Source organism: Tsuneonella rigui (genome assembly GCF_003958625.1).
Taxonomy (GTDB): domain Bacteria; phylum Pseudomonadota; class Alphaproteobacteria; order Sphingomonadales; family Sphingomonadaceae; genus Tsuneonella; species Tsuneonella rigui.
In genome coordinates this window covers 310289-324539 of sequence record NZ_RSEL01000013.1, presented here as the reverse complement: position 1 = coordinate 324539, position 14251 = coordinate 310289, and the positions used below count along the sequence as shown (strand labels likewise).

Here is a 14251-nt window from a genome sequence, read left to right as displayed (position 1 = left end):
CCGCTTGCCGCCATTCCAAAAAGCGGTATGCTCGATTCGTTGAGCCGCGAAACAGTGGCCGGCGGGAGAGTTACCGATGGCGTGGGATTTCGAAACCGATCCCGAATTTCAGGCGAAGCTCGACTGGATGCAGTCGTTCGTCGACGAGAAGGTCGAACCGCTCGGCTACCTCGGCATCCACCCCTACGATGTGAAGAACGAGCGCCGCAATGCGCTGGTCCAGCCGCTGCAGGACGAGGTCAAGCGCCAGGGCCTGTGGGCCTGCCACCTCGGCCCCGAACTCGGCGGCCAGGGTTACGGCCAGGTCAAGCTCGGCCTGATGAACGAGATCATCGGCGGCGCAAGCTTCGCACCGATCGTGTTCGGATGCCAGGCGCCCGACACAGGGAATGCCGAGATCATCGCCCACTACGGCACGCCCGAGCAGAAGGAGCAGTACCTCCAGCCGCTGCTCGACAACCGGATCGTCAGCGCATTTTCGATGACCGAACCGCAGGGCGGATCCGACCCCACTGCTTTCGTCACCCGTGCCGAGCAGGACGGCAATCACTGGAAGATAAACGGCGAGAAGTGGTTCTCGACCAACGGCAAGTGGGCCGAATTCCTCATCGTCATGGCGGTCACCGATCCCGACGCACCGCGGCATGAGCGCATGAGCATGTTCATCGTGCCGATCGACACGCCCGGCGTAGAGATCGTCCGCAACGTCGGCGTCTACGGCCAGCCCGATGGCAGCGAGAGCTACGTCCGCTACACCGACGTCCGCGTGCCCGCCGATCACCTGCTGGGTGAGCGCGGCGGCGCTTTCGCGATCTCGCAGACTCGCCTCGGCGGCGGGCGTGTGCACCACGCCATGCGCACGGTCGGAAACTGCAAGAAGCTGCTCGACAAGATGAGCCGCCGCGCGGTCAGCCGCACCACCCGCACCGGCACCTTGGCCGATTACCAGGGCGTGCAGTTCGACATCGCCGACAGCTATATCGAGCTCGAGCAGTTCAAGCTGTTCGTGCTCAAGACCGCGTGGACGATCGACAAGTACCAGGATTACCGCCGCGTGCGGAAGGACATCGCCGCGATCAAGGCGCTGATGCCGACCGTCTATGCCAACATCGCCAAGCGCTGCATCCACATCCACGGCTCGCTCGGCGTGTCGAACGAGATGCCGTTCGTCGGCGGGCTGATCGGCGCGATGGTGATGGGTATCGCCGATGGCCCGACCGAGGTGCACAAGGTGACCGTCGCCAAGCAGCACCTCAAGCAATACCGCGACGTCAAGGATCCGGTGTTCCCGGACTACTCGCTGCTCAATCGCCGCGCGCTGGCGCTGGAGCTCTATCCCGATCCCATCGGCGATATCCAGGACGCAGCGGAGGCAGTCGCGTGAAAGCAGACGTCGCAATCCCGCCGCTCACGCGCGGCGTCCGCACCGCCTACGGCTTCGGCGCGATGGCGGACGGCATCAAGAGCACCGCCTTTTCCACCTACCTGCTGCTCTACTTCAACCAGGTGCTCGGCGTTTCCGCGGGCATCGTCTCGACCGCGATTGCGCTGACGCTGCTGGTCGATGCAATCGCCGATCCGGTGATCGGCCGCCTGTCCGACCGCACCCGTTCACGGCTCGGCCGGCGGCATCCCTACATCTACGGCGCGGCGATCCCGACGGCGCTGTTTTTCGCCCTCACCTGGTTCCCGCCGTCGGGGCTGAGCGACATGATGATGGGCGTGTGGATCTTCGCCTTTGCCTCGCTCGCGCGGCTGGCGATGAGCGCGTACCAGATTCCCGCCAATGCGCTCGGCAGCGAGCTCACCCAGGACTACGCCGAGCGCACGCGCCTCTATGGCCTGCGCTACTGGTTCGCCTACGCCGGTACTTTCGCGTTCGCGGCGTTCGCGCTGAAGTTCTTCTTCGTGGCGACGCCGGAATTTCCCAAGGGTCAGCTCAACCCTACCGGCTACGTGCCTTTCGCGCTCACCGGCGCGGCGCTGATCATGATCAGCATCCTGGTGTGCGGCTGGGGCACGCGCTCGCGCATCCCCTACATCCGCCAGAAGGATGAGCGGCCTGTCATTCCGGGCCTGCTGACGCATCTCAAGGAGATGGTCTCGGCGTTCCGCAACCGCGCGTTCCTGACGATCTTCGGCTTCGCAATTTTCAAGTGGACCGCGATCGGCGTGTACGGCGCCACCTCGCTCTATTTCGGCACCTACGTCTACAAGCTCAGCTCGGGGCAGCTCGCACTGCTGACGCTCGACGGGTTCCTCGCCGTCTGCATCGCCCTGCCCCTCGCTCCGAAATTCACCAAGTGGTGGGGCAAGCGCAACGCCGCGCTGTGGCTGGCGATGTTCGGCGTGCTGCTCGGCACCTTCCCGCTGGTGCTGGTCTATTTCGACCTGTTTTTCACGCCCGGCCACCCGCTGCTGCTGCCGACCCTGCTGCTGGTCGGCGCAATCTATGGCGCGGCTGTCGCGATCAGCTTGATGACGGCGTCGTCGATGCTGGCAGACGTGGTCGAGGACGATGCGGTCCGCTCCGGCGGGCACAACGCCGGCATCTACTTCTCGGCCGCCAGCTTTTCTGCGCAATGCGCGAGCGGGCTCGGCATCCTCGCCGCGGGCGTCGTGCTGGAGACCTCGCGTTTTCCGGCCGGAGTCGACCCGACGAAAGTGACCGAGGCGATGACCGACAGCCTGATCATCCACTATGTGCCGATGGTCGTCGGCCTGTGGGCGATCGGCTGCCTGATCATCTGGTTCTATCCGATCACCGAGGCAAAACATCTTGCCAACGTCGAGCGCTTGCGCGCACGAGAGGCGGAAGCAAAGAGCCGCGAGATTCAGGACGCCCCGCTGGGCGCTCCCGCTCGATAATTGGCCCGATAAGGAGAGAGAAATGGCGACCCTGGCCGAGCCCAAAGAGGCGACCACCGACGACGCATTCCGCGAGGAAGTGAAGGCGTTCCTCGCCGAAAACTTTCCGGCCGAGCTAAAAGGCAAGGGCAACGCGCTCGCCACGGTTGAAGGCCCGACCCGCGAAGGGCCGGCCGAAAAGGCCTGGCGCGAGGCGATGGGCGAGCGCGGCTGGGGCGTGCCCACTTGGCCGAAGGAATATGGCGGCGGCGGGCTCAGTAAGGCGCAGGCACGCATCCTGCAGGAAGAGATGGCCAAGGCGGGGGCGTGGAACCCGATCGGCGGCATGGGCGTGATGATGTTCGGCCCCACCCTGCTCGAATTCGGCAGCGAGGAGCAAAAGCGCGAGCACATTCCCGCGATCGCGCGCGGCGAGATCCGCTGGTGCCAGGGCTATTCGGAACCCAACGCCGGGTCCGACCTCGCCAACCTGCAGACCTTCGCCGAGGACAAGGGCGACCATTACCTCGTCAACGGGCAGAAGACGTGGACCAGCGGCGGCCAGTGGGCGGACAAGTGCTTCGCGATCGTCCGCACCGACCGCAGCGACAAGCACAACGGCATCTCGTTCATGCTGATCGACATGAAGGACCCGGGGGTCGAAGTGCGCCCGATCCAGATGATCAGCGGGATGAGCCCGTTCTGCGAGACCTTCTTCACCGATGTGAAGGTGCCCAAGGAGAACCTGGTCGGCAAAGAAGGCCAGGGCTGGACGATCGGCAAACGGCTGCTTCAGCATGAGCGCACCAACCTTTCGGGCGGCGGCGGCATGGCGAGGCTGATGGGTGCCAGCCTCGGCGACATTGCCAAGAAGTACGTCGAAACCGACGATAGCGGCGCCATCGCCGACAAGGTGCTGCGCGACAAGATCGCCGATTTCGAGATCCGCTGGCAGTCGTTCCTGCTCACCGCCCGCCGCGCGGTCGAGGAATCCAAGGCCGCCGGGGGCGTCAGCGAGATCAGCTCGGTGCTGAAAAAGCTCGGCACCAAGCTCGGTCAGGAACGCGCCGAGTTGATGATCGAGATCCAGGGCCTGCAGGGCCTTGGCTGGGAGGGCGAAGGCTTCTCCGAGAGCGAACTCGCCGGCGTGCGCGCCTGGCTCTTCGGCAAGGCGACCACGATCTACGGCGGCTCGACCGAAATCCAGAACAACATCATCGCCAAGCGCGTGCTCGGCATGTTGGACCACCAGTAAGAGGCGCGCGACAATGGCTGTACTGAACGAAGAACAGGAAATGCTGCGCGACATGGCGCGCGGCTGGGTGACCAACGAGAACCCGGTCGCCGCGTGGCGCAAGGTGCGCAGCGAGAAGCCCGTCGAGGGCTACTCGGCGGATGTCTGGGGCACGATGGGCGAGATGGGCTGGGCCGGGATCGTCATCCCGGAACAGTTCGGGGGCAGCGATTTCGGCTGGATGAGCGCCGGCCTGGTGGTCGAGGAGCTCGGCAAGACGCTCACCGCCAGCCCGCTGGTCGCGACCACCATCGCCGCGAGCGCGATCGTGCTCGGCGGCAGCGAAGAGCAGAAGGCCAAGTGGCTGCCCAAGCTCGCTACCGGCGAAGTGGTCGGCACGCTCGCGGTCGACGAAGGGCCGCGCTTTACCGGTACGTCTACGGCCAAAGTCGAAGGCGGCAAGCTCACCGGCACCAAGGCGTTCGTGCACGAGGCGCACGGCGCTTCGCTGTTCGTCGTCGCAGCCGCTGACGGGCTCTATCTGGTCGAGAAGGGCGATGGCGTTTCGCTGTCGGACCGCAAGCTGACCGACCAGCGCAGCCATGCCGAAGTGACCTTCACCGGCGCGGCGGCGGACAAGCTCGCCGGCGGCGGCGACACGCTGCTCGACGATGTGCTCGACCGCGCGCGCATCCTGACCGCGGCCGAGATGCTCGGCATGGCGCAGCAGGTGTTCGACGTCACACTCGACTACCTGAAGCAGCGGGTGCAGTTCAACCAAGTGCTCGCATCCTTCCAGGCGCTGCAGCACCGCATGGCGGATCTGTTCGGCGACCTCGCGATGATGCGCTCGGCGGTCGAGGGTGGACTGGAGGCGCTCGACAGCGGGTTCGGCGTCGCCCGTGCGGCGACTGTCGCCAAGGCCGAAGCCAACCGCGTGCTGCACACGATGAGCCGCGAGGGCATCCAGCTCCACGGCGGCATCGGCATGACCGACGAGTACGACGTGGGCTTCTACCTGAAGCGCGCGCGCGTGCTCGAATCCGCGTGGGGTTCGACAAGCTTCCTCAAGAACCGCTTCGCCACCCTGGCCGGCTACTGAGTTCGGTCGAGCCTATCGAAGACGACGTCCTCGCCCAGCCGGGCGAGGACGATGCGTTCGCCCGGCACCGGGCGTTCGTCGAAGCGAACCTCAAGCGCAACTACACGGCCAACTTCGTCCACGGCGTGCTGGGCATGACCGGCTTCCGGCTGATCTACGCGCCGACGATCATCCCCGCATATCTGCTAGCCATTACCGGCAGCGCGGCGGCGGTGGGACTTGGCACTGCACTGCTGCAATTAGGCGCAACGATCAGCCCGATCCTGTCGGGGGCGCGGATCGAGCATCGCAGTCACATCCTCCCCTACTCGATCCGGGTCGGCTCGATGATGCGGCTGGCGATCCTTGGCATGGCGCTCGCGGGATGGTTCCTCACCGGCCACACGCTGGTGATCGTCACCCTGGCGCTGTTCCTGTTCCTGGGGTTCTTCAACGGCGCGCAGCGGGTCGCCTTCCAGATGATCATGGCCAAGGTCATCCCGATCGCCCGCCGCGGCCGGCTGCAAGGCTACCGCAACATGGCGGGCGGGCTGATCGCCGCGGTGCTCGCGTGGGTCGCGGGCAAGTACTTCATCGCCGATCACTGGTTCGGCAACGGCTACTCGACCACGTTCCTTTTCGCGTTCGCGCTCACCAGCGCCGGGCTGCTGGTGTTGCAAACAATGATCCGCGAGCCCGCCGCCCCCGCCTCGCGCCCCATCATCCCCTTGCGCGAGCGCATCCGCCAGTTCCCGCAGCTCCTCGAAGACCGCGATTTCGCGCGCTTCATCAGCGCGCAGGCCTGCGCCACCGCAATCCGTATCGGCGGCCCGTTCTGGACGGTCTATGCGGGCCAGCGCCTGGGGATGAGCGGCGCGCTGATCGGCGGCCTGAGCTTCGCGTTCCTGGGCGCCGATACGCTGTCCAACCTGCTGTGGGGGCCGATGGGCGACCGGCTGGGCTTCCGCATCGTCTATATTCTGTCGCTCGCTTGCGCGGCACTCGGCGTAGTGCTGCTGATGACCTTCGGCACCGCGACGGCGATCTATGTCGCGTTCGTACTCCTGGGCGTCGGCGGCTCCGGCTGGATGCTGGCGGCGACCACCATGGTGCTGGAATTCGGCTTGCACGAGGATATCCCGATGCGCCTCGCGTTCGTCACCACGGCTGAAGGGGCGGTAGCGGCGATCGGGCCGGTCCTGGCGGGCCTGCTGGTGGCGGCCGCCGGGTTCGAACCGCTGTTCGCGCTGGTCCTTGCCGGCATCGCCATTGCCCTCGCCCTGATGGTCTTCGCCGTCCGCGAGCCGAGGCGCCGCGAACCCGTTTAGATTCGCGGTTTGGCGTTGCGCCAAGTCCGCAGCATTCCGGTAAAAGACGATTACCCTACGGAAAACGGACGATTGTTGCTTGACAACGCTCCCCCAGTATCATTGAATTTCGAGAAACGGGTATCCACCGAAAGGTAGGAACAAGCCCGAACGTAAGGGAGAGAGTGATGACCAAGACGACTTTGCGCCACACGTGTGCCTTCTTCGCCCTCGGGGTCAGCCTGCTGGGGAGCCAGGCCGCTTTCGCCCAGACCGATCCCGGGCCTGAGGCTGCCGAGGAAGAAGCAGCGCCGCAGATCGTCGTCACCGGCTCGCTGATCCGCGGATCGACCGAAGACCAACCGGCCCCGGTCGATGTGATCTCGGCCGACGAACTGGCCAAGCAAGGCTCTCCCTCCGCGATCGACCTGCTCAAGAACCTGCCGACCTCGAACGGCATCATTGGTGACGCCAACCAGTTCGACGCCCGCGCGCAAGGCAACGAAGGCGTCGCCTCGGTCAACCTGCGCGGCCTCGGTCCGCAGCGCACGCTGGTGCTGCTCAACGGCAAGCGCATCGTCCAGTCGGGCGGCAGCGGCATCCCGATCGTTGACATCAACCTGATCCCTTCCGCCGCCATCGGGCGGATCGAGGTCCTGAAGGATGGCGCCGCGGCGACCTATGGTTCGGACGCGATCGGCGGCGTGGTCAACTTCATCACCAAGACCCAGCAGGACGGGTTCCTGGTCTCGGGTGATTATCGCTATATCAAGGGTTCGAAGGGCGATTACGGCGGCGCGATCAGCTTCGGCAAGGACATCGACGGGTTTCGCGTGTTCCTCTCCGCGGGATACCAGCGCCGCTCGGAACTGCAGACGATCGATCGCGATTTCGTGATCCAGCCGTTCGAAAACAATCCGCAAGGCGGATACACGGGCGGCGGAAATCCGGGTAACTTCGACTTCAACGCGACGGTTGGCGGGCTGAACTTTACGGCCGACCAGGGTTGTACGGCTCTCGGCGGCTTCCGCACCCTCCCCGGATCGACCACCGATCGCTGCTTCAACCAGTACGGCCTGTTCGGCAACCTCGTGGAGCCGGAAGAGCGCTTCCAGATCTTCAGCGATCTCGAATTCGACATCGGCCAATCGGGCACGCTGCGGGTCAACGCGCTGTGGGGCCATTCGGAAACGCAGATCACCACGTCGCCCACTTACCTGCCGACGTTGCCCCCTTCGGGCTATTCGGCGAACACCCTCACCACCGTTCCCGCGAGCGGCGTCCTCACCCCCGCGCAGGCCGCCGGTCCCGGCGTGTTCGTGATCCCGACTTACGCCCCCGCACTGCGCGACTACTGCCGCGTCTACGGCGCGTCGTCGGGCTGCTTGACCGACGCTGGAGGCAATCCGCTGGCCCCGGCGCTGGCATTCCCGGTGTTGTTCCGCCCTGCCCTGCTGGGCGGCAACCCGCTGTTCTTTGGTGACAACGAACGCGGCTCGGCGACTTCGCCCCGTGTGTCGGACGAAATCATGCTGAGCGCGGAATTCCGCACCCCGCTCAGCGACAAGCTCGATCTGACCACCAGCGCGACCTACAGCGAGTACGACCGTTACTTCGAAGGTACCGACACTTTCGGCGATCTGCTGCAGAACGCGCTCGCCGGCTTCGGCGGACCGAACTGCGCTTACGCGTCGGCTCAATCCCGTCGCGGGCTCACCGCGGCACAGTTGGCCGCGCTCGCCGGAACCAACGGCTGTACGTATTTCAACCCGTTCTCGACCGCGGTTCAGGCCAACGCGGTCACCGGCCAGGTCAACCCGAACTACGCGGGCAGCCGTCCGACCAACGGTCTTTCGACCACGCCGGGCGCGGGCCTGATCAACGACGCGGCGACCTTCGACAACTTCTTCCAGACCACGGGAACACGCGCGCTCACGCGGCTGTTCGTCGCCGATGTCGTTCTCTCCGGGCAGAGCGGAATTTCCCTTCCCGGCGGGGAGATCGGCTTCGCGATCGGCGCCCAGTACCGGAAGAACTGGTACAACCGCGATTACAACTACGTCAGCAACCTCGACTTCTTCCCCTGCCCGGGCTCGCCGCTCGACCCGAACGCGGTCTGCACGCAGCAGACCGGCGCGCTGGGCTTCCTCGGCACCAACCGGCCGGGCAGCTCAAAGGGTGATGTGAAGGCGGCCTTCGCCGAGCTCCAGCTGCCGGTATTCGACAAGCTGCAGGTCCAGCTCGCGGCCCGGTTCGAGGACTACGGCGGAAACGTCGGCTCCACGTTCGACCCGCAGGCGCGCGTGAAGTTCGAGCTGACCGATTGGCTCGCCATCCGCGGCGGCATCGGCACCACGTTCCGCGGCCCGCCGGCGCAGCAGCTTGGCGGCAACCTGACCTCGCTGCAGATCATCGGCACCGCGTTCCGCGCCGTCGACGTGAGCGGCAACCCGAACCTCACCCCGGAACGGGCGACCACCTACAACGCCGGTGTGCTGGTCGACACCGGTCGCTTCAACGCCAGCATCGATTACTTCCGTTATGACGTGAAGGATCAGATTGAGGGCGAGCCGGTGCAGGGCATCCTCAATGCGTTGTTCGGCGCCAGCGGCACCGCCAACTGCGCCAACGCGGCCTATGCGGCGCTTGCGGCACGCTTCACCTTTACCGCCGCCGGATGCGGTCTTGCCAACGTGCAACGACTGCGCACGCAGATCATCAACAGCGCCGGTCTGCGCACGTCGGGCGTCGACTTCCAGGCGAACTACAACATGCCGTTCGGTGACGGCGGCTCGATCTCGGCGGGCGTCGCAGGCACGTACGTGATCGAGTACAAGACCAACGACGTCTTCGTGGAAGGCATTCTGGTGCAGCCGGCCTTCGACGCGGTCGGCCTGCTCAACTACCAGACCACCGCCTATCCGCTGCCGGAATGGAAGGGTAACGCGTTCGTCCAGGGCGATTTCGGTAACCACTCGCTCCGCGTGCAGGTGAACTACATCGATGGTTACACCGACCAGCGCGGCGCGACGATCTTCGGCCCGAACGCCGCGGCGCTGGCCGGCCAGACCGTGTCTGCGGGCAAGGAGATCGGGGCCTTCACCACGGTCGACGCGACGTATCGTCTGGTCCTGCCGACGCGCACCACGATCGCGGTTTCGCTGCAGAACCTGTTCGATAAGGACCCGCCGTTCGCGCGGCTCGACCAGAACTACGATCCGTTCACGGCCAGCCCGCTCGGCTTCACCGCCAAGCTTGCGGTCTCGCAGGCGTTCTGATCGCAGGGTCACGGAGGGAGAAAGGGCCGGGCACCGTGGAGGTGTCCGGCCCTTCACTTATCCGGGCTGGGTGAGAGTCAGCCGACTTCGGGCGGATCGCTGAACACGCCCGCGCACAGCGTCCAGGCGTAAAGCTTGACCGCCAGCGCGGGGTCGGGCTGGCGCGCCGCCCAGCCGCGCGCTTCGTAGGCGGCGTTGAGCGCGGGCATGATCAGCTGGCTCGCCACCAGAGGGTCGACCGCGCGGACCGAGCCGTCGGCAATGCCGTCCGAGAGCATCCCGGCGAAGCGGTTGGCGAGGCGGTTCGATCGCACCACCACGCTGCCGCGCTCGCCTGCGGGAAGCGCCTGTAGCGCGGTCGTGCGCAAGAGCGGCATCGGGTCGCGGAATTGCAGGTCGATCAGCTCGGCGAGCGCGCTCGCGATGCGCGTCCACCAGTCGCCCTCGATCTCGCTGGCCGCGAGCTGCACCGCCGACAGCCGGTCGTAACTGCGCTCGAAGCAGTCGAAGACCAGATCGTCCTTGGCGCTATGATGGTGGTAGAAGCTGCCCTTGGTGACGTTGAGCGCGGCAGCGATGCGATTGACCGAGGCGCCGCGATAGCCGCGCTGGTTGATCATCACCGTGGCCGACCGCAGGAAGGCGTCTGTCCCTTCGTCCTCGCTCCGCCAGTCGTTGTTGGCGAGCGCGTGCGGCTGCCAGCCGCACCCCTGCCCCGCCAATCCGCGCGAAAAGATGTCGACCATCCGCGCTTCGAGGCGGTCGAAATCACGCGTGGAATAACGCAGCGACCACACCGGCCACCAGAACATCGCCTCCAGCAGCACGTGCGCGCGCGCGGTGTCGAGCGAGCGCTTCAGCCCGTCGCGCCCCTCGCCAAAGAAAGAGCGCACGTGATCGACCACCCGCGCATACTGCGCGAGCAGCGGGGCCTGCAGCGCCTCGTCGAGCGTGCGGATTTCGCTGAGCGCGGTGATAAGCCCGCTCTCGCCGTCGCGGATGCGCCGCCGCAGAGCGACCTGGGCGGCGATGAAGGCCTGGAGGCGCTCCGCCGGTGTGGCCTTGCCCGCGGCTTCGCGCGCGGCTTCCTCAAGCCAGTCGAGCGTCGCTTCGTAAACCGCGACGACCAGCTTATCCTTGCGGTCGAAGTAGTAGGTGATGCTGGTGGCGTTGAGGCCGACCGACCGGGCGAGCTCGGCAAAGGTGGTGCCCTTGACCCCGAGCTCGTTGATCAGCGCCGAGGCGGCGTGGATGACATCCTGCCGCCGCCGCTCGAAGCGCTCGGTCTCGCTTGCCTTGGGTTGGGTCCCCTCGCCCATTAGATCGCTATAGCCCTTCCGGCTCCTTTTCGAAGAGCGATTTCAGGTCTTTCTTCAGGATCTTGCCGTTCGCGTTGCGTGGCAGTGTCTCCTCGGAGAACAGGATCCGCACCGGCACCTTGAACTTGGCGAGCCGCTCGGCCACCCAGGCCTTGAGCTCAGCCTCGGTGGCCGAAGTGCCCGGCGCGAGGTGGACGACTGCAGCCGGTTCCTCGCCCAGCTGGGGGTGCGGGATGCCGACCAGCGCAGCGTCGGTTACCGCGGGGTGATCGTAGAGCACGTTCTCGACCTCCGAGGAGTAGATGTTCTCCCCGCCGCGCAGGATCATGTCCTTGGCGCGGTCGACGATGTAGCAGTAGCCTTCCTCGTCGAGCCGCGCGAGGTCGCCGGTGCGCACCCACCCGTCGATGAAGGTCTCCGCGGTCGCCTCGGGCTTGTTCCAGTAGCCCTTCACCACCATCGGCCCGCGCGCATAGAGCTCGCCCACCTCGCCGACGGGCAGCTCGCGCGTGCCCTCCTCGTCCATGATCTTGAGGTCGGCCACCGCGACGGGCGGGCCGCAACTCGTGGGGCGATTGAGGTAGTCCTCGCTCGAGATGCCGGTGACCGTCGCCATCGTCTCGGTCATCCCCCAGCCGTTGCCAGGCAGGGCGCCGAACTCGTCGCGGATCTTGCGCACCAGCTCGGGCGCCGAGGGCGCGCCGCCGTAGGCGATCGCCTCGAGGCTGGAGAGGTCATACTTGTGGCGATTGGGATGCTCGAGCAGCTGCCAGGCGATCGTCGGCACGCCGCCGGTCGCGTTGACCTTCTCGCGCTCGATGATCTGCATTGCCTCCTCGGCTTCCCACCGGCGCATGAAGATCGTCTTCGAGCCGCTCGCGACGAGGCCCATCAGCCCGGCCGAGCACGCAGTGACGTGGAACAGTGGGATCACCGTCAGCATCGTGCGCGGCTGCGGCTCGGGGATTTCGTCGCCCCGCCGGAGGACCGCGACGGCCGCACCGTACCCGCTCGAGAATATGTTGGTCACCAGGTTGCGGTGCGTGCCGAGCGCGCCCTTAGGTTTGCCGGTGGTGCCACTGGTGTAGAAGATCGTTGCATCGTCGTCGGAGGCGATATCGACCGCCGGGATGTCGGCGTCGGGCAAGTCCTTCCACGTCGCCGATGTTCCGACGAGCTCCTCCAGCCGCGCTGCCGGGGGCGCGAGATCGCCCATGCAGCGGGCGACGAACACGTGCTGCAGCGACGGAATGTCGGCGGTGTGCGGAGAAATCCGGTCCCACCGCTCGGCGTCGGCGATCAGCACCGTAGTGCCCGAATCCGCGAGCCCGTAGGCCATCTCGCCCCCAGTCCACCACGCATTGAGCGGCACGCAGATCGCGCCGATCGTCACGCACGCGAAGAATGCGACCGGCCATTCGGGCAGGTTTCGCATCGCGAGCGCGACGCGGTCGCCCTTCTTCACGCCGTGCGCCTGCAGCACCTGCGCCAGCTTGGCGACCGCGCGGTGGAAGGCGGAAAACGTGATGCGCTCATCCTCGTATATGACGAATTCGCGGTCGCCGTACGTGCGAGCCAAAGCCATCAGCGCACGCAAGTTTTCAGGCGCGTTCTTCCACGTCCGTGTCGGTATCCCACGGATGTCGACCGTCTCCATCTCGAAGCGTTCGCCGGGCGCGGTCAGACGGGCCTTGATCTCGTCGCGAGTCGCAGCGGGCCAGCCGGCGGGCGGAGTCCAGCCGAGCACCTCGGCCAGGTTGGTTTCAGGCATCTCGATCCCTTACGTGTTCTCTTTGAGCGCGAGTGTATGGCCAATCGCGCGCCCTTCGCAAGCGTGCTTTCCTAATGCAGGTATGGCGGGCGGCGGCGGAGAGTATTTGCCCTCGCCCGAAAGCTGGGTATGGCTTGGGCAAGACGCGCTCCATGCGCCTCGCGGGAGAGAATCATGCTGGACACGACTGCCTCGGCGGCCCTCGGTTTCGACCAGGAACGCCTCGACCGGATCGCCCCGTTCCTCAAGACCGCCTACCTCGACAGCGGCCGCCTGCCGATGATGCAGCTGGTCGTCGCGCGCGATGGGCAGCCCGTTTACCGCACGCAGATGGGCACGATGGGCGAAGGGCGCGAACCTTTGCGCGAAGATGCCCTGTTCCGCATCGCCAGCATGACCAAGCCGATCACCTCGATCGCGTTCATGCAGCTGGTCGAACAGTGCAAGGTCGCGCTGGAAGAGCCGGTGACCAAGGTCTTCCCCGAGTTCGCCAACCTGCAGATCTTCGCCGGCGGCGGCAGCCCGCAGGTGCCGTTCTATCCCGGAAAGCCGGCGGGGCCGATGCGCTTCGTCGACCTGCTGACGCACATGTCGGGCCTCAGTTACGGTTTGCAGCAGCGCAGCAATGTCGATGCGGCCTACCGCGAGAGCAACCTCGACATGGCCCGCGCGCACCTCGAAAGCGACGAGTACATCGCGCGCCTCGCCAAATTGCCGCTCGAGTTCAATCCGGGCGAACGGTGGAACTACTCGGTCTCGACCGACGTGCTGGGCGTGGCCGTGGAGCGGATTAGCGGGATGCGGCTGGGCGACTATTTCGAGCAGCACATCTTCCAGCCCCTCGGCATGACCGACACCCGTTTCGGGGTCGCCGAGGGCCAGCAGGACCGGCTGGTCGACGCCTACCAGTACATCCCCGGCAAGCCGGCGAAGATGATTGACGCCGGCAAGACCAGCAACCTCCACCGCCCGGGCAAGTTCGACAGCGGCGGCGGCGGCCTGGTCGGCACGATCGGCGACTACGAGAAGTTCACCGCCATGCTGGTCGGCCGCGGCGAATTGGACGGGGTGCGCATCGTCAGCCCCAAGACGCTCGACCTGATGACTGCCAACCACCTGCCGGGCAACCAGGACCTGACCCAGCTCAGCCAGTCATTGTTCTCGGAAAGCCAGAACGCGGGCGTCGGCTTCGGCCTCGGCTTCGCCTGCATCATCGACCCGGCCAAGACGCTGATGCCGGCGAGCAAGGGCGAATTCTACTGGGGCGGCGCCTACTCGACCGCGTTCTTCGTCGATCCGCTCGAAGGCATCACGATGGTGTTCATGACGCAGGTCTATCCGTCGAGCGCCTATCCCATCCGCCGCCAATTGAAGACCCTGATCTATTCGGCGCTCGCCGACAGCCGCGCCTGAG

At 66.0% G+C, this 14251-nt stretch carries 9 protein-coding genes; 7 read left to right on the top strand and 2 right to left on the bottom strand.

The window, feature by feature from the left end:
• The first annotated feature begins 76 nt into the window (after positions 1–76).
• The 6 genes from ELY12_RS06040 to ELY12_RS06015 all read left to right on the top strand — a co-directional run bounded on the left by ELY12_RS06040 (position 77) and on the right by ELY12_RS06015 (position 9747).
• A complete protein-coding gene (locus tag ELY12_RS06040; RefSeq protein WP_126175785.1) occupies positions 77–1384 on the top strand; it encodes an acyl-CoA dehydrogenase family protein in 1308 nt (435 codons plus the stop codon).
• Positions 1381–2868: an MFS transporter gene (locus ELY12_RS06035; RefSeq protein WP_241229738.1), complete on the top strand. Its 1488-nt coding sequence runs from the start codon at positions 1381–1383 to the stop codon at positions 2866–2868. Before ELY12_RS06040 ends, ELY12_RS06035 begins: the two co-directional genes overlap by 4 nt.
• 22 nt (positions 2869–2890) lie before the next feature.
• Positions 2891–4102: an acyl-CoA dehydrogenase family protein gene (locus tag ELY12_RS06030; protein WP_126175784.1), complete on the top strand. Its 1212-nt coding sequence runs from the start codon at positions 2891–2893 to the stop codon at positions 4100–4102.
• Positions 4103–4115: 13 nt separating this feature from the next.
• Positions 4116–5183 (top strand): acyl-CoA dehydrogenase family protein, encoded by a 1068-nt coding sequence (locus ELY12_RS06025; RefSeq protein WP_126175783.1) that lies wholly within the window; start codon positions 4116–4118, stop codon positions 5181–5183.
• Complete coding sequence (locus ELY12_RS06020; protein ID WP_241229737.1) at positions 5129–6490, top strand: MFS transporter; 1362 nt, start codon at positions 5129–5131, stop codon at positions 6488–6490. The genes ELY12_RS06025 and ELY12_RS06020 overlap by 55 nt, the downstream gene beginning before the upstream one ends.
• Positions 6491–6657: 167 nt before the next feature.
• Positions 6658–9747: a TonB-dependent receptor domain-containing protein gene (locus tag ELY12_RS06015; protein ID WP_126175782.1), complete on the top strand. Its 3090-nt coding sequence runs from the start codon at positions 6658–6660 to the stop codon at positions 9745–9747.
• Between the two features lie 77 nt (positions 9748–9824).
• Here the strand turns inward: ELY12_RS06015 and ELY12_RS06010 are convergent, their stop codons facing one another.
• Both ELY12_RS06010 and ELY12_RS06005 read right to left on the bottom strand, forming a co-directional pair.
• The gene (locus ELY12_RS06010) at positions 9825–11066 is read right to left on the bottom strand and encodes a TetR/AcrR family transcriptional regulator (RefSeq protein WP_126175781.1); all 1242 of its coding nucleotides are present in this window, start codon (positions 11064–11066) and stop codon (positions 9825–9827) included.
• Between the two features lie 7 nt (positions 11067–11073).
• Complete coding sequence (locus ELY12_RS06005) at positions 11074–12837, bottom strand: class I adenylate-forming enzyme family protein (protein ID WP_126175780.1); 1764 nt, start codon at positions 12835–12837, stop codon at positions 11074–11076.
• Positions 12838–13011: 174 nt separating this feature from the next.
• Between ELY12_RS06005 and ELY12_RS06000 the strand changes: the two genes are divergently transcribed.
• On the top strand, positions 13012–14250 hold the full coding sequence (locus ELY12_RS06000) for a serine hydrolase domain-containing protein (RefSeq protein WP_126175779.1): 1239 nt from the start codon (positions 13012–13014) through the stop codon (positions 14248–14250).
• The last annotated feature ends 1 nt before the right edge of the window (position 14251 follow it).